The 14703-nt window shown below is 73.0% G+C and carries 15 protein-coding genes; 8 read left to right on the top strand and 7 right to left on the bottom strand.

The annotated features are described in order from the left end of the window. Positions 1-10 precede the first annotated feature (10 nt). The 3 genes from HB370_RS27160 (at position 11) to HB370_RS27150 (ending at position 3489) form a co-directional block, all read left to right on the top strand. A complete protein-coding gene (locus HB370_RS27160) occupies positions 11-946 on the top strand; it encodes a cellulose-binding protein (protein ID WP_030790092.1) in 936 nt (311 codons plus the stop codon). A gap of 222 nt (positions 947-1168) precedes the next feature. Beyond that, on the top strand, positions 1169-2611 hold the full coding sequence (locus tag HB370_RS27155) for an ABC transporter ATP-binding protein (protein WP_030790089.1): 1443 nt from the start codon (positions 1169-1171) through the stop codon (positions 2609-2611). Further along, positions 2608-3489, top strand: a complete 882-nt coding sequence (locus HB370_RS27150) for an ABC transporter permease subunit (RefSeq protein ID WP_030790087.1) — start codon at positions 2608-2610, stop codon at positions 3487-3489. Before HB370_RS27155 ends, HB370_RS27150 begins: the two co-directional genes overlap by 4 nt. Positions 3490-3565: 76 nt before the next feature. Here HB370_RS27150 and HB370_RS27145 read toward each other — a convergent pair whose 3' ends face one another. Further along, complete coding sequence (locus tag HB370_RS27145) at positions 3566-3898, bottom strand: hypothetical protein (protein WP_030790084.1); 333 nt, start codon at positions 3896-3898, stop codon at positions 3566-3568. A 221-nt stretch (positions 3899-4119) separates the two neighbouring features. Between HB370_RS27145 and HB370_RS27140 the strand changes: the two genes are divergently transcribed. Beyond that, positions 4120-5148, top strand: coding sequence for an LLM class flavin-dependent oxidoreductase (locus HB370_RS27140; protein ID WP_030790081.1), 1029 nt, complete (start codon positions 4120-4122; stop codon positions 5146-5148). A 196-nt stretch (positions 5149-5344) separates the two neighbouring features. On the opposite strand, the gene HB370_RS27135 is transcribed toward HB370_RS27140, so the two are convergent. Then, a complete protein-coding gene (locus HB370_RS27135) occupies positions 5345-5737 on the bottom strand; it encodes an SCO5389 family protein (RefSeq protein WP_030610147.1) in 393 nt (130 codons plus the stop codon). 276 nt (positions 5738-6013) lie between these two features. Here HB370_RS27135 and nucS point away from each other — a divergent pair, with 276 nt between their 5' ends. Continuing rightward, entirely contained in the window at positions 6014-6685 is a 672-nt protein-coding gene (gene nucS, locus HB370_RS27130) for an endonuclease NucS (RefSeq protein ID WP_030790078.1), read from the top strand. An 88-nt stretch (positions 6686-6773) separates the two neighbouring features. Here the strand turns inward: nucS and HB370_RS27125 are convergent, their stop codons facing one another. The 4 genes from HB370_RS27125 to HB370_RS27110 form a co-directional block, all read right to left on the bottom strand. Continuing rightward, positions 6774-9446, bottom strand: coding sequence for an ATP-binding protein (locus HB370_RS27125; RefSeq protein ID WP_030790075.1), 2673 nt, complete (start codon positions 9444-9446; stop codon positions 6774-6776). A gap of 275 nt (positions 9447-9721) precedes the next feature. Beyond that, the gene (locus HB370_RS27120; RefSeq protein WP_014675024.1) at positions 9722-10045 is read right to left on the bottom strand and encodes an STAS domain-containing protein; all 324 of its coding nucleotides are present in this window, start codon (positions 10043-10045) and stop codon (positions 9722-9724) included. 156 nt (positions 10046-10201) lie between these two features. After that, on the bottom strand, positions 10202-11050 hold the full coding sequence (locus HB370_RS27115; RefSeq protein WP_030790071.1) for a 3-hydroxyacyl-CoA dehydrogenase family protein: 849 nt from the start codon (positions 11048-11050) through the stop codon (positions 10202-10204). A gap of 125 nt (positions 11051-11175) precedes the next feature. Next, a complete protein-coding gene (locus HB370_RS27110; RefSeq protein WP_030790068.1) occupies positions 11176-11817 on the bottom strand; it encodes a TetR/AcrR family transcriptional regulator in 642 nt (213 codons plus the stop codon). A gap of 80 nt (positions 11818-11897) precedes the next feature. Between HB370_RS27110 and HB370_RS27105 the strand changes: the two genes are divergently transcribed. Genes HB370_RS27105 through HB370_RS27095 form a run of 3 tightly spaced genes read left to right on the top strand, consistent with a single transcriptional unit; the run spans position 11898 to position 14041 of the window. Then, on the top strand, positions 11898-12683 hold the full coding sequence (locus HB370_RS27105; RefSeq protein WP_030790065.1) for an ATP-binding cassette domain-containing protein: 786 nt from the start codon (positions 11898-11900) through the stop codon (positions 12681-12683). Between the two features lie 22 nt (positions 12684-12705). Next, positions 12706-13455, top strand: a complete 750-nt coding sequence (locus HB370_RS27100; protein ID WP_030790062.1) for an ABC transporter permease — start codon at positions 12706-12708, stop codon at positions 13453-13455. A 13-nt stretch (positions 13456-13468) separates the two neighbouring features. Continuing rightward, positions 13469-14041: a cob(I)yrinic acid a,c-diamide adenosyltransferase gene (locus tag HB370_RS27095; RefSeq protein ID WP_030790059.1), complete on the top strand. Its 573-nt coding sequence runs from the start codon at positions 13469-13471 to the stop codon at positions 14039-14041. 31 nt (positions 14042-14072) lie between these two features. On the opposite strand, the gene HB370_RS27090 is transcribed toward HB370_RS27095, so the two are convergent. Continuing rightward, positions 14073-14642 (bottom strand): hypothetical protein, encoded by a 570-nt coding sequence (locus tag HB370_RS27090; protein WP_030790056.1) that lies wholly within the window; start codon positions 14640-14642, stop codon positions 14073-14075. Positions 14643-14703 lie beyond the last annotated feature (61 nt).

The following is a 14703-nucleotide window of genomic DNA, read 5'->3' as shown; positions in this document are numbered from 1 at the left end:
CAGGAACCCCATGAGCGACACTTCCCCCTACGGCTTCGAGCTTGTGCGGCGTGGATACGACCGCGCTCAGGTGGACGAACGCATCTCCAAGCTCGTCTCCGACCGTGACAGCGCTCTCGCCCGGATCACCGCCCTGGAGAAGCGCATCGAGGAGCTGCACCTCGAGACGCAGAACGCCCAGGCCCAGATCACCGACGCCGAGCCGTCGTACGCGGGTCTCGGCGCGCGGGTCGAGAAGATCCTGCGGCTGGCCGAGGAAGAGGCCAAGGAGCTGCGTGAGGAGGCCCGGCGGGCGGCCGAGCAGCACCGCGATCTCGCCGAGTCGGCGGCCCAGCAGGTCCGCAACGACGCCGAGGCGTACGCGGCCGAGCGCAAGGCCAAGGCCGAGGACGAGGGCGTCCGGATCGTCGAGAAGGCCAAGGCCGACGCGTCCCAGCTGCGTGCCGAGGCGCAGAAGGACGCGCAGTCCAAGCGGGAGGAGGCGGAGGCCCTCTTCGAGGAGACCCGCGCCAAGGCCGCGCAGGCCGCCGCCGACTTCGAGACCAACCTGGCCAAGCGGCGCGAGCAGTCCGAGCGGGACCTGGCCTCGCGTCAGCAGAAGGCGGAGAAGCGGCTCGCCGAGATCGAGCACCGGGCCGAGCAGCTGCGCCTGGAGGCGGAGAAGCTGCGCACCGACGCCGAGCGCCGGGCCCGGCAGACGGTGGAGACCGCCCAGCGGCAGGCCGAGGACATCGTGGCCGACGCCAACGCCAAGGCCGACCGGATCCGTTCGGAGTCCGAGCGGGAGCTGGCGGCGCTCACCAACCGCCGCGACAGCATCAACGCCCAGCTGACGAACGTCCGCGAGATGCTCGCCACGCTGACCGGCGCCGCGGTGGCCGCGGCCGGCACGTCCAGCGACGACGAGCCGGTCTCCCGGAGCGTTCCGGCGCAGCAGTCCCGGTAGTCGTACGACGCCGGCGTGGTGAAGGGGCGGCGGGGCCCGGTTCCGCCGCCCCTTCACCGTGTCCGCCTGCTCGGGCGCCGGGACGCCCGGTGATCGCCGGGCTTCCGACCCCCTCCCCGGCTTTACTCTCTCTTGGGCGGAACCGTCAGCGCCTGGATATCCTCCTAACCCTTACGGGGGCGTGTGCCCCGCCTTCCTGAACCTTTTCGATGGGTGCGGAGCATGATCGAGGCTGTCGGCCTGACCAAGCGCTACGGCGACAAGACCGCCGTGTACAACCTTTCCTTCCAGGTACGGCCAGGCGCCGTGACCGGCTTCCTCGGGCCGAACGGCTCGGGCAAGTCCACGACGATGCGGATGATCCTCGGGCTGGACAACCCCACGTCCGGGTCGGTCACCATCGGCGGCTATCCGTACCGCAAGCTGCCCAACGCACCCCGGCAGGTCGGCGCGCTGCTCGACGCCAAGGCCGTGCACGGCGGCCGGTCCGCCCGCAACCACCTGCTGAGCCTCGCCCAGCTGTCGGGCATCCCGGCCCGCCGCGTGGACGAGGTGCTCGGCGTGGTCGGCCTCCAGGACGTGGCGAAGAAGCGCTCCAAGGGCTTCTCGCTCGGTATGGGCCAGCGCCTCGGCATCGCCGCCGCGCTGCTCGGCGATCCGCAGGTGCTGCTCTTCGACGAGCCGGTCAACGGCCTCGACCCCGAGGGCATCCTCTGGGTCCGCAACCTGATGAAGGCGCTCGCGGCGGAGGGCCGTACGGTCTTCGTCTCCTCCCATCTGATGAGCGAGATGGCGCTGACCGCCGACCACCTCATCGTGATCGGGCGCGGGCAGCTGCTCGCCGACATGAGCGTGACGGACTTCATCTCGGCGAACTCGGCCGACTTCGCGCGCGTGCGCACCCCCGACACCGAGCCGCAGCTGCGGGAGAAGCTCGCCGCCGCGCTCGCCGAGGCGGGCGGACACGTACTGCCCGAGCAGGACGGCGCGCTGCGCGTGACCGGGCTGCCGCTGCCCCGCATCAGCGACCTCGCGCACGACGCGGGCGTCCGGCTGTGGGAGCTGTCCCCGCACCAGGCCTCGCTGGAGGAGGCGTACATGCGGATGACCCAGGCCGCCGTGGACTACCGCTCGACCGCCGACCAGAAGGCGGGCCTCCAGCAGCCGCTGCCGCCCGGCGCCCAGCCGCCCGTGCCGGTGCCCGGCCAGGGCCAGCCCGGCTGGTACGCCCCACCGCCGCCGCAGCAGGGCGGCCAGCCCTTCGCGATGGCCCCGGGCGGCCCGTACGGCGGCGCACCGGGCAACGGTCAGGGTGCCCCGGCGCACGGGTACGGTGCCGCGGGCGCGGCGCCGGGTACGGCCAATCCGTACGCCCAGCCGGCCCCTCCGGCCCAGCCCGCGGCCCCTGCACAGCCGGCCGCTCCGGCGCCTTCGGCCGCCCCGGTGCCGCAGGACCAGCCGACGCTGCTGACCAAGAAGGCGCCGGCCGCCCCGCAGGCTCCCGCGACCCCGCCGGCGCCGCAGCAGGCGCCCGCCGCCGCTCCCCCGGCCCCCGCCACGAGCCCGGCCGCCGCTTCCGGCGCGGCCCCGGCTCCCGGCCCGGCCGACGCCCCCGCCGCTCCCGTCTCCGCCGCCCCGACGACCCAGCCCGAGGACGCCCGATGAGCACCCCCCAGCCCCCGATGCCGCAGGCCCCGGCCGCCGCGCCCGAGTGGCGGGCGCCTGGAGGGTCGTACGCCGGTTACACCTCGCCCATCCCGGTCGTGCGCACCCATCTCGGGCACGCGCTGGCCTCCGAGTGGACGAAGATCAGGTCGGTGCGCTCCACGATGTGGACGCTCGGCGTGTTCGTGCTGCTCGTCGTCGGCATCGGTCTCGCCGCCGGCGCGCTGGTCTCGGCCAACTCCAGCTCCGCCGACATGGACGGCGAGAACCCGCTGACGCTCGGCTTCTTCGGCCTGCTGCTCGGCTCCATCTGCATCATCACGCTCGGCGTGCTGACCACGGCCTCGGAGTACGGCACGGGCATGATCCGCACGACGATGACCGCGTGCCCCAGCCGGGCCCGGGTGCTCGCCGCCAAGTCGATCGTGTTCTTCACCGTCGCCTTCGTGTTCACCCTGGTCGCGTCCGCCTTCGTGGCGATGGTCCAGGTGTCCATGCTGGAGGGCGCCGGTGCCCGCACCCCGAGCGGCTCGGAGTGGTTCAAGGCCACCGTCGGCATCAGCCTCTACATCGCGCTGCTCGGTCTGCTCTCGCTGCTCATCGGCTCGGTCATCCGGCACTCCGCGGGCGCCATCACCATCATGATCGGCGTGGTGCTGGCTCCGCTGGTGATCGCGATGTTCATGGTCGCGCAGTCGATGGAGAAGCTGCGCGACTGGCTGTTCGAGTACTCGATCCCGAACCAGCTGAGCGTCTTCTACTCCAACTCCCTGACCGAGTCCGGCCCGTCCGGCTGGGACCCGCTGTGGATCATGCTGGGCCTGACGGCGGCGGTGTACGCGGGCACGTACGCGCTGCTGCGGAGCCGGGACGTGTGAGCCGTACGACATGTGAGCCGTACGACGTGTGAGCCGTACGACGTGTGAGCCGTACGACAGCACATAGCCGTGCGGCTCAGAACCTCGGCGCGTTACGGGACCGCTGCACCCGCGTGGTGCGGCGGTCCTTCGCGTTCCAGCAGGACTTGTGCCAGTGCCGGCGGTCGTCGACGCCCGCGTACTCGGGCCAGGCCACCACGTGCGGGACGCCGGAGGGGATCAGCTGGTCGCAGCCCGGGCAGCGGTAGGTCTTGCCCTGCGCGCTCGCCCCGGCGACGTGCCGCACGCTCCAGTCCTCGCCCTGCCAGCTCTCGGTGGACTGCCAGCCGCCGTACCGGCCCGCGGGGTCGTCCTCGGCGCTCCGGCCCGACGATCCGGCTGCCTTCGGTCGGTTGCGACGCGGGGACACGGGACACCTCTCGGGGCTATACAGGAAGCAGGGGCTGCATCCAGCCTACGCGGCGCCGAGCGGGGTACGGGTACGGAACCAACCCCCACAAGTCCCCCTCCAGGGCGACCCATTCTGCAGACAATCGGCAAATCTCCCTGCGGGACCGTGTCCTTGGCACGTGTCAGACGGTTATGCCGGGCGGGGGAGCTCCGGGTCGGAGCCAAGGAAGCAGGAATGCGATGCGCGTAGGAACTTTTGTGCTGGCCGCCCAGTTCCCCGGCCAGGGTCCGGGAGAGGCGCTGCACCGGGCGGTCCGCTCGACGGAGGTCGCCGAGCAGGCCGGGCTGGACGCCGTATGGCTGGCCGAGCACCACTTCGTGCCCTACGGCACATGCCCCTCGGCGGTCACCCTGGCCGCGCTGCTGCTGGGCCGCACCCAGCGGATCCGGGTCGGCACGGCGGTCAGCGTCCTGCCCACCGCCCACCCGGTCGCCCTCGGCGAGCAGGCCGCGCTGCTCCACGTCACCAGCGGCGGACGGTTCACCCTGGGCGTCGGGCGCGGCGGCCCCTGGGTGGACCTGGAGGTGTTCGGCGGGGGCCTGAAGGCGTACGAACACGGGTTCCCGGAGTCCCTCGATCTGCTGCTGCGCTGGCTGCGCGAACCGGCGGTGGCCGCCAGTGGCGAGCGGTACTCCTTCCGCGAGGTACCGGTCGTACCGCGCCCGTCGGACGCCCTGACCGACAGCCCCGGCCCCGAGGTCGTGCTGGCCTGCACCTCGCCGGCGAGCGTGCGGCTGGCCGCCGAGCGCGGGCTGCCGATGCTGCTCGGCATGCACATCGGGGACGAGGAGAAGGCCGAGATGGTCGCCCTGTGGCGGGACTGCGCCCGCGCGGCGGGCCGGCCGGCCGAGGAGATCGCGGGCGCCGCCCATGTCTCGGCCGGCGTCTGCCAGCTCGCCGACCGGCGCAGTGACGCGGCCGAAACCCTGCTGAAGGCGATGCCGGGCTGGCTCCGTCAGGGGCTCGGGGCCCATATGACGGTGGACGGACGGGAGCGCGTGATGCGCGACCCGCACGCGTACACGGAACTGCTCTGCGGGCTGCACCCGGTGGGCACCCCACGGCTCGCCGCCGACCGGCTCGCGGCCACCTCGGAGCGCACCGGGATCTCCCGCTTCGCCCTCATGGCCGAGGGTTCGGGCCAGCTCGCGGCCACCGAGGAGAACCTACGGCGGCTCGGCGCGGAGGTACTGCCCCAGCTGAGCTGACCGCGCCGGCCGCGCCGGACCGCGCCGGACCGCGCCGGTCTCCCGGCAGTCGGTCCCGGTCTCCCGGGCCCCGCCGGCCGTGCCCGGCACGGGTCCGCCCGGGGGCTTGCCGCCCCGACGACGCATGCACCTCCCCCGGGGTGGAGCGGCAAGCCGACGGCTCCGGCGACTCGGTCACGGCCGTGCCGCGGCCGCGTCAGCAGTCCCGGAGCTCCGGGGACTGGTTCAGCAGCTGGGCGCGCACCGACGTGAAGCGGGCCAGCCTCTCGTCCACCGAGGCGTCCAGCGGGAACACCGCCACACGGTGGCAGTTCTGGAAGGCCAGCCGGACACCGAAGTGCCGCTGCAACGCGCCGCGTATCGCGTCACTCGCGAGCGCGCGCAGCAGCTGACCGCGCGCCTGCTCGTCCGGCGGGGGCGTCTGGTTGTCGGCGAAGGGTCCGCCGTCCACCTTCAGCTGGGCCACCAGGGAGCTGATCATCTCCCATGCGTAGGGCAGGGAGGTCCGGACGCAGTCGACGAATGCTGCTTCGTCGACCTCGCCTCGCTCGGCCTGTTCGAGTAGGGCCGGTGAGACGTCGAGCGACATGGGTTCTCCTCTCGCACCCCCGAAGCGCAGGGGCTGGCGGACAGATAGGGGAGTTCGCGATTTTCGACACGCTCGGTACAGGGGCCGCAACCTCCCGTTCCCTACGGTAGGCAACGGTCGGTGACCACACCAGCAGAATGCGTATATGGAACGGTCGGCTCATGCTCACTATCGGCCAGGGATGAACAAGAGGTTCCAGGGACAATCGGGACGATCCGCAGGGAGCGGGATGGGCGGATCGCGTGCACCGGCGCGCGTCGAGTAGCGTTGCCGACCATGCGTCTCGTCATTGCCCGATGCTCGGTCGACTACGCCGGCCGGCTCACCGCCCATCTGCCCTCGGCACCGCGACTGATCCTGGTCAAGGCGGACGGCAGCGTCTCCATCCACGCCGACGACCGGGCCTACAAGCCGCTCAACTGGATGTCGCCGCCCTGCACGCTGAAGGAGGGGACCGGCGAGGAGGCGGGCGTGTGGACCGTCGTCAACAAGGCGGGCGAGAAACTGATCATCACGATGGAGGAGATCCTCCACGACTCCTCGCACGAACTCGGCGTGGACCCGGGCCTGATCAAGGACGGCGTGGAAGCGCACCTCCAGGAACTGCTCGCCGACCGCATCGAGACCCTGGGCGAGGGGTACACCCTGATCCGCCGCGAGTACATGACCGCGATCGGGCCGGTGGACATCCTGTGCCGGGACGCCGACGGGCAGACGGTCGCGGTCGAGATCAAGCGGCGGGGCGAGATCGACGGTGTCGAACAGCTCACCCGTTACCTGGACCTGCTGAACCGCGACCCGCATCTGGCGCCGGTCCGCGGCGTCTTCGCCGCGCAGGAGATCAAGCCCCAGGCCCGCGTCCTCGCCACCGACCGCGGCATCAACTGCCACATCCTGGACTACGACGCCCTCCGAGGCATCGAGGACGACAAACTCCGCCTGTTCTGACCGTCACCGCCACACACGCCGCCGCCCCCGATCCCCGCTGCGGGGATCGGGGGCGGCGGCGTGTGCCGGGTGCCGTCGGCGGGGCGGGTCAGATCACCGGGGCCGTCGCGGACGGGGCCGGGTAGGTCGCCGAGGCCGTGGTGGAGCCGGTGGAGCCGGAGGTCGTCGTGCCGGTGGTGTCGCCGGACGTGGCGCCGCCCGTGTCGGTGGTGCCGCCGGTCGTCCCGCCCGTGGACGAACCGTCCGTCGAGCCGCCGGTGGTCTCCCCCGTCGTCCCGGTGGTGCCGCCCGTGTCGGTGGTGCCGCCCGTCGTCCCGCCCGTGGCCGAGCCGTCCGTCGAGCCGCCGGTCGTGGTGCCGCCCGTCGGCGTACCCTCCGTCGAGCCGGTGGAGCCCGCGCCGCCGCTCCCGGTCGAGCCGCCGGACGGGCCCCCCGTCGTCCCGCCCGTGGACGAACCGCCCGTCCCGCCGGGCCTCTGCGATGCCGACGGCGAGCCGGAGGACGTGCCGGGCAGGGACGGCTCGCCGCTCTCCGAGGGGCGGTACGTGGCCCGCGGCGGTGCGGGGTCGTCCGCCGTGCCGTACGTGCCGTCCGGGCCCGGTGACGCGGGCCGGCCGCCGACCGCGCCGGTGTCCCCGGTGTCCGTCGGTCCCACGCCCGAGTCCTCCTCGCCCACCCCGGGACCCGCCGACGGATTGGCGTCGACCTTGCTTCCCGGGTCCTGGCCGGCGCTGCCGGAGGAGGTCATGCCGAGCGTGACGACCGTACCGAGCACGGCCGCGAGCAGGGCCCCGGCACCGGCCGCCACCAGGTTGCGCCGGGCCAGCCGCCGCAGACCGCCGCCCCGCGCCGCGGGCCGCGCCACGGGCCGGGTCGCGGGTTCCGCCGCCGGCGGGGCCACCGGCCCGGGCACGGGCTGGGTCAGCTGCCGGGTGACCTGGGTCTCGCCCGCGGGGCCGTAGGGCAGCGGCGCCGGCTCCTCCGGCCGTACCTCCGCCGGCTCCTCCCGCACCGGGACGGGCGGTGCGGGCACAGGCCCCGGAGCCGGCCGCCCCGGCACCTCGCCGGCGCGGTCGGCGAGCAGCGCCAGCGCCCGGCGGCCGGCCACCGCGCCCCGCTTGTCCGCGAGCGCGCCGCGCAGCCCGCTCGACGCCTCCAGCTCCGCACGGGCCCGGCCGAACTGCCCGGAGCACAGCGCGAGGATGCCCAACTCGTGATGGAAATAGGCTTGTTCGGCCACCTCCCCGCTCAGCCGGGCGGCCTCCGCGCCGGACCGCAGGGCCCGTTCCCAGGCACTCCAGTGCAGCCCCGCGGCGAAGGCGGGCGCCGCCGTACGCGCCAGCCGTACCGCGCCGCCCTCGTCGTCGTCGGCGGCGGCGGACGACGCATGCGGGACGACGGCGGCCAGCGCGGCCAGCACCGCGTCGGCCTCCGCGCAGACCCGTTCCGGGGTGACCGAGGGATGCCCGGCCCACCAGGTGTAGTGCCGGGCGGCGGTGAGGGCGTGCCCGGCCGCGTCGTCGGCGTATCCGGCGGCCTCCAGCTGGGTCCGCACACCGGCCGCGAGCCGGTAGCGGGAGCCGACCGGGGAGACCAGGCCGCAGCTCGTCAACTCGCCGAGGGCGGCGTCGGCGTGGGTGTCGCCGACCAGGGCGGGCAGGTGCGCCTGGTGCGGCAGCTCGCCGCCGAGGGCCACCGCGAAGCGCAGGGCGGCCCGGGCCGAGGGGGTGAGCCGGGAGGCGAGCAGCGGGGCGGGCGCCGCCGCCTCGCCCAGGGAGGGCAGCGGAACCTCCTCCCCCGGCTCCACCGGCTGCTCGACGGGCCGGCGTACGTCCTCGAAGACCCCGTACTCGTCCACCGCGCCGGTGCTGGCCCGCAGTCGGTCGCGCTGCCGGAGCAGGGCACCGGCCTGCACGAACCGCAGCGGCAGCCCCTCGGACTCGAACCACAGGTCGCCGGCCCAGTTGACCTCTTCCTCGGTGAGCGCCCGGCCGGCGGTCCGCTCCAGGATCGCCAGCCCGGCGGCCCGGTCGAGACCGCCGAGGAAGACCTCCTCCACGTCCGTCTCGGCGGAGGGCGCGGGCACATCGGGCGTGACGGCGAACAGGAACGCGCACTCGGGGGTGGCGTCGAGCAGTTCGTCCAGGGCGGCGCCGCCGAACTCCAGGTCGTCCACGACGACGACCGCGCCGATCTCCCCCACGAGCGCCCGGAGTTCGTCCGGATCGGGACGGTAGCCGGGGGCGTCGTGGACGGCGTGGAACAGGTCGTGCAGCAGGTCGCCGGGCGCCCGGCGGAAGCCGCTCAGCCGGACCACGCCGTCGGGGGCGAGGTCGCGGCAGTCCTCGGCGACCGCGTCGAGCAGCGCGGTGCGGCCGGAACCGGCCGGGCCGGTGAGGCGGACGGAGCGCCCGCGCGCCAGCAGCCGGGCCAGGCGCTCGCGTTCCTCCTGACGCTCCGGCACCTCGGGCGCGGCGGGGGCGGCACCGGCCGGGGCGGGCGGACGGGCGGCGAGTTCGACCTCGGCGCGCTCGACGGCGGTGCGCTTGGTGGCCCTGCCGGGGCGCTCGGCCGGCGGGCACGGCTCGATCTCGCTGCCGTCGACCGGGTTGACGGTCAACTGGAGGTCGCCGCAGACCAGCCGCTCCATGCGGGCGGGCGCGGGCGTGGCCGGGGCGAGGTCGGAGGCGAGGGGGTCCCGGGACGGGCGGCGGTGGTGCGCCTGGCCGTGGTCCTCGGGTCCCGGGTTGATCGGGTCCATGGGTTCAAGCTCCCCAAAAGCGTCGTGTGCCCGTGTTGTGGCCCTCCCGGCCTCGTCGCACACCGCGCTGTCGCTTCTGGTCCGGGCCCGCTCGGTCGAGGGTCGCGAGACGGCGGGCGACCGCACCCTAAACCGTCACCGGGTCCCGGCGACAGGGCGGGGTGCCCCGCGGTCCGAGACGTCACGGTCTCGGGAGGATTGCCCCCGTCGTACGGTTCGGCGGTCGCGCCGGTCCGGCCGGGCCCCGCCGGGTACGCGTCGTGCCCCCGGATGCCTCACACCCGGGGCAGCGACTCCACGCCGATGCCGCCCTCGATGGCGAGGATGCGGTGCAGCCGGGTGGCCACCAGCAGGCGCTGCATCTGCGGGGGCACGCCCCGCAGCACCAGCCGGCGCCCGCAGCGGCCGGCCCGCCGGTGGGCACCCATGATCACGCCGAGTCCGGTGGCGTCCCAGGAATCCAGTTCGGACAGGTCGAGCACCAGGTCGCCGACTCCGGTGTCGACGGCCGAGTGCAGGGCCGTACGGGCGTCCGCCGCGCTGCGGACGTCGAGGCGGCCCCCGACGACCAGCTCGGCGTGGTCGCCCCTGATGTGCATATGCGCTCCCCGTTGAGTGCGGTTGGCGTCCTCTGTGACGGATGCTGTGCCCCGTCTGACTGTGCGGGTGGCGGTGCGGTTGCTGCTTGTAAGCGAACCGATACCGATTTCACCCCCGGGAGTGATCCTCCCGGGGACTGTGTGGCGGCGTGGGGCTCAGTACCTGTAAAAGCCCTGCCCGCTCTTGCGGCCGATGTCACCGGCGTCCACCATCCGGCGCATCAGCTCCGGCGGGGCGAACTTCTCGTCCTGGGACTCGGTGTAGATGTTGCTCGTGGCGTGCAGCAGGATGTCCACGCCGGTGAGGTCGGCGGTGGCGAGCGGGCCCATGGCGTGGCCGAAGCCCAGCTTGCAGGCGAGGTCGATGTCCTCGGCGGTGGCCACGCCGGACTCGTAGAGCTTGGCCGCCTCCACCACGAGGGCGGAGATCAGCCGGGTGGTGACGAAGCCGGCCACGTCCCGGTTGACGACGATGCAGGTCTTGCCGACGGACTCGGCGAACTCCCGGGCGGTGGCCAGGGTCTCGTCGCTGGTCTTGTAGCCGCGGACCAGCTCGACGAGCCGCATCATCGGCACCGGCGAGAAGAAGTGGACGCCGACGACCCGTTCGGGGTGCTCGGTGGCCGCCGCGATCTTGGTGATCGGGATGGCGGAGGTGTTGGAGGCGAGCACGGTGTCCTCGCGCACGAGCTTGTCGAGCGCGCGGAAGATCTCGTGCTTGACCTCCAGCTTCTCGAAGACGGCCTCCACCACGACGTCCGCGTCGGCGGCGGCGTCGAGGTCGGTGGTGGGGGTGATGCGCGCGAGGGCGGCCTCGGCGTCCTCGGCGGCCAGCTTGCCCTTGCCGACGAACTTGTCGTACGAGGCCTTGATGCCGTCGGTGCCGCGCCCCAGCGCCTCGTCGGTGACGTCTCGCAGCACGACCTCCCAGCCCGCCTGCGCGGCGACCTGAGCGATACCGGATCCCATGAGCCCGGCCCCGATGACGGCAAGCTTCCGTGCCACTCCGACTCCCCTTAGAACGCGCTGAACGTCTGCCTCTCCGGCGGACCATAGCGCTCCGGGAGCGTCGTGTGACCGGTAAGTAACGCGCGTCACGTCTCAATTGACGGACATCACACCGGCAGGGGTCAGGCGGCGCCTCGGACGGCGTAGTTGAGGACCTTTTCGCTCAACAGGTCCTCGATGTCGTCCATCAGGACGAGTACCTCTCGTGACACTTCGGCCGGTTTGCGTCCGGCGGTCATCTCGCGGCCGATGGTGACGAAGACGGCCTGGTTGACCCAGCAGATCTGACCGGCCATCAGATCCGGGAGCGGGTCGTCGGCGGCGGCGCCGGTCTCCTCGCGCAGGGTCGCCTCCAGGATGTCGTGGGTCTCCTGCTGGAGGCTCCACAGCCGCGAACGCAGCGCCGGCGCCTCGTGGATGACCCGCATGAAGCGGTCGTAGCCGGTCATCAGGCCGACCCGGGGCGACACGGCCTCGACCTCCGAGCGCAGCTCGCGCAGGACGGCGCGGGCGGCGGACTCCCCCACGTCCCGGCCGCGGACCCAGCGGGCGAGCCGGTCGGCCACGCCGGCCGAGCGGTCGAAGAAGAGGTCCTCCTTGGCGGGGAAGTAGTTGTAGACGGTGTTGACGGAGACGTTCGCCGCCTCGGCGATCTCCGCGACGGTCACCGCCTCGAAGCCGCGCTCCAGGAACAGCCCCGTGGCGACATCGGAGATGTACTGCCTGGTCTGCCTCTTCTTCCGCTCCCTGAGCCCCTCAGCCATGCCCTCATCCTAACTTCACTGGGCTCACTGAAAAATTGGGGCCGTTGCAAAATTTCAGGGACTCTGTTTTTCTGAGGGACATGGCAGCAGTCATCAGCACGGCGGGCCTGGCCCGCACCTTCCCGACGAAATCCGGACCCGTCGAGGCCGTCCGCGGCATCGACCTCACCGTCCACGAGGGGGAGATCCTCGGCTTCCTCGGCCCCAACGGCGCCGGCAAGACGACCACCCTGCGGATGCTCACCACCCTGCTGGAGCCGACCGGCGGCGCGGCCACCGTGGCCGGCCGCGACCTCGTCGCCGATCCCGCCGGGGTGCGCCGGGTCATCGGCTACGTCGCCCAGTCCGGCGGGGTCGACCCGCAGATCACCGTCCGGGAGGAACTGGTCACCCAGGGCCGGCTGTACCGCCTGCCGAAGGCACGGGCCGCCGCCCGCGCCGCCGAACTGGCCGCCGAGCTGGACCTCACCGAGTTCCTGGACCGCAAGACCGGCGCGCTCTCCGGAGGCCAGCGGCGCCGGCTGGACATCGCGATGGCGCTCACCCACCGCCCGACGGTGCTCTTCCTGGACGAGCCGACGACCGGCCTCGACCCCGGCAGCCGCGCCGACCTGTGGGAACTGGTCCGCCGGCTGCGCGACGAGCACGGCACGACCGTCTTCCTGACCACGCACTACCTGGACGAGGCCGACGCCCTCGCCGACCGCCTGGTGATCGTCGACCGGGGCACGGTCGTCGCCGAGGGCACCCCCGGCGCGCTCAAGCTCCGCCACGGCGGCTCGCTCGACGCCACCCTCCAGGACACCTTCCTCGCGATCACAGGCCGCGGCCCCTCCCCGGCCGACACCGCCCCCGTCGCCGTATAGCCGTACAGGAGATCCGGAAACGATGCTGCTCCACGACACGGCCCTCGTCTACGGCCGCTATCTGCGCCAGTCCCTGCGCTCCCGCTTCGCCCTGCTCTTCGGCGTGCTCACGCCCCTGCTGTACCTGCTCTTCTACGGTCCGCTGCTCACGGATCTGCCGCTGGGCGGGCAGGGCAGCTCCTGGCAGGTGCTGGTCCCCGGCCTGCTGCTCCAGCTCGGCCTGTTCGGCGCCCTGTTCGCCGGGTTCACGGTCATCCTCGAGAAGGGGCAGGGGGTGGTGGAGCGGATGCGGGTGACCCCGGTCAGCCGGCTCGCCCTGCTGCTCGGCCGGGTGCTGCGAGACGCCACCGTGTTCGTCTTCCAGGCGGTGCTGCTGGTGCTGGCCGCGCTGGTGATGGGCCTGCGCGCGCCGCTGGCCGGCGTCCTGGTCGGCTTCGCCTTCGTGGCCCTGCTCACCGTCTCGCTGGCCTCGGTGTCGTACGCGCTCGGCATGAAGGTGCGCAGTCCGCAGGAGTTCGGCCCGCTGATCAACGCGGTGTCGATGCCGTCGATGCTGCTGTCCGGCCTGATGCTCCCGATGACCCTGGCGCCCGCCTGGCTGGACGTGCTGTCGCACTTCGTCCCGTTCCGCTATCTGGTGGACGCGGTCCGGGACGCCTACGTCGGCGACTACACGAGCGCGCACATGCTCTACGGCGTCCTGGTCGCCGTGGGCTTCACCGCGCTGGCCGTGACGGCGGGCACACGGGTGTTCCGGACGGCCGGGTCCTAACTACGCTGGCCGCATGGTCAATCTGACGCGTATCTACACCAGGACCGGCGACCAGGGCACCACCAGCCTCGGCGACATGAGCCGGGTGCCCAAGACCGACCTCAGGATCGCCGCCTACGCCGACGCCAACGAGGCCAACGCGGCGATCGGCACGGCCATCGCGATGGGCGGGCTGGCGGAGGAGATCGTCACGGTCCTCACCCGCGTCCAGAACGACCTGTTCGACGTGGGCGCGGACCTGTCGACGCCGGTCGTGGAGAACCCGCGGTTCCCGCCGCTGCGGGTGGAGCAGTTCTACATCGACCGTCTGGAGGCGGACTGCGACCGGTTCAACGAGCGGCTGGAGAAGCTGCGCTCCTTCATCCTGCCGGGCGGCACCCCGGGCGCGGCCCTGCTGCACCAGGCATGTACGGTCGTCCGCCGCGCCGAGCGCTCCACCTGGGCGGCCCTCGAGACGCACGGCGAGACGATGAACCCCCTCACCGCGACCTACCTCAACCGCCTCTCCGACCTCCTGTTCATCCTGGCCCGCACCGCCAACCAGGAAACCGGGGACGTGCTGTGGGTACCGGGCGGGGAGCGTTAGCCGCCGCGCGACGGGGCGCGGGCGGTGAGCGTCAGCGCCGCCCGGCCGGTTCCCGGTCGTCGGCCCCCTGCGGAGCCCGCTTCGGGAACACCGTGTAGCACCCCGCGATCAGCACGTTGATACCGATCAGCCACAGCATGCGCTCCTGCCACATCCGTAGCGAGTCGGTGCCGTCGGCGTCGCCTACGTACCAGACCGCCCCCTGGAGCAGGGCGAGCGCGACGACCGCGGCCAGGATCCAGCGGCCGGCGACCTTCCACTCGTGGACGGCGCGGGCGGTGCCGTACTTGGGCGGCCTCACCGGGGGCGGGCCGCCGGCGAAGCGGTGGGCCACCCGGGCGTCCACCCACTTGATGGTGGAGTGGCCGAGGCCGACGGTGAAGCCGATGTAGACCGCGGCGAGCCCGTGCCGCCAGTCGGGCTGCGCGCCGTTCCTCAGGTCGATCGCCGTGGCGACGAAGAGCACGACCTCCAGCAGCGGCTCGCACAGCAGCAGCGCCAGTCCGGTGCGCGGCATCCGCAGCGCGTACCGGAAGGCCAGTCCGGCCGCCAGCAGCACCCAGAACGCCACCTCGCAGGCGATGACCAGGCCGACGATCACGTTTCGCTCCCCTCGTTTCCCTCTCCCAGGGTCCCGGCCGGGCCGGGCGGTTTCGTCGTCG

This window comes from Streptomyces sp. DSM 40868 (assembly GCF_011820545.1).
In the GTDB taxonomy this organism is placed as follows: Bacteria; Actinomycetota; Actinomycetes; order Streptomycetales; family Streptomycetaceae; genus Streptomyces; species Streptomyces eurythermus.
The sequence above is the reverse complement of the archived record's forward strand: the minus strand, read 5'-3'. Positions and strand labels throughout refer to the sequence as shown.

Excerpts from the sequence above, each read along its gene's own strand:
- HB370_RS27095 (WP_030790059.1), top strand. The coding sequence starts at position 13,469 with ATGGTCAATCTGACGCGTATCTACACCAGGACCGGCGACCAGGGCACC.
- HB370_RS27100 (WP_030790062.1), top strand. The coding sequence starts at position 12,706 with ATGCTGCTCCACGACACGGCCCTCGTCTACGGCCGCTATCTGCGCCAG.
- HB370_RS27155 (WP_030790089.1), top strand. The coding sequence starts at position 1,169 with ATGATCGAGGCTGTCGGCCTGACCAAGCGCTACGGCGACAAGACCGCC.
- HB370_RS27120 (WP_014675024.1), bottom strand. The coding sequence starts at position 10,045 with ATGCACATCAGGGGCGACCACGCCGAGCTGGTCGTCGGGGGCCGCCTC.
- HB370_RS27105 (WP_030790065.1), top strand. The coding sequence starts at position 11,898 with ATGGCAGCAGTCATCAGCACGGCGGGCCTGGCCCGCACCTTCCCGACG.
- HB370_RS27160 (WP_030790092.1), top strand. The coding sequence starts at position 11 with ATGAGCGACACTTCCCCCTACGGCTTCGAGCTTGTGCGGCGTGGATAC.
- HB370_RS27110 (WP_030790068.1), bottom strand. The coding sequence starts at position 11,817 with ATGGCTGAGGGGCTCAGGGAGCGGAAGAAGAGGCAGACCAGGCAGTAC.
- HB370_RS27140 (WP_030790081.1), top strand. The coding sequence starts at position 4,120 with ATGCGCGTAGGAACTTTTGTGCTGGCCGCCCAGTTCCCCGGCCAGGGT.
- HB370_RS27150 (WP_030790087.1), top strand. The coding sequence starts at position 2,608 with ATGAGCACCCCCCAGCCCCCGATGCCGCAGGCCCCGGCCGCCGCGCCC.
- HB370_RS27135 (WP_030610147.1), bottom strand. The coding sequence starts at position 5,737 with ATGTCGCTCGACGTCTCACCGGCCCTACTCGAACAGGCCGAGCGAGGC.
- HB370_RS27125 (WP_030790075.1), bottom strand. The coding sequence starts at position 9,446 with ATGGACCCGATCAACCCGGGACCCGAGGACCACGGCCAGGCGCACCAC.
- nucS (WP_030790078.1), top strand. The coding sequence starts at position 6,014 with ATGCGTCTCGTCATTGCCCGATGCTCGGTCGACTACGCCGGCCGGCTC.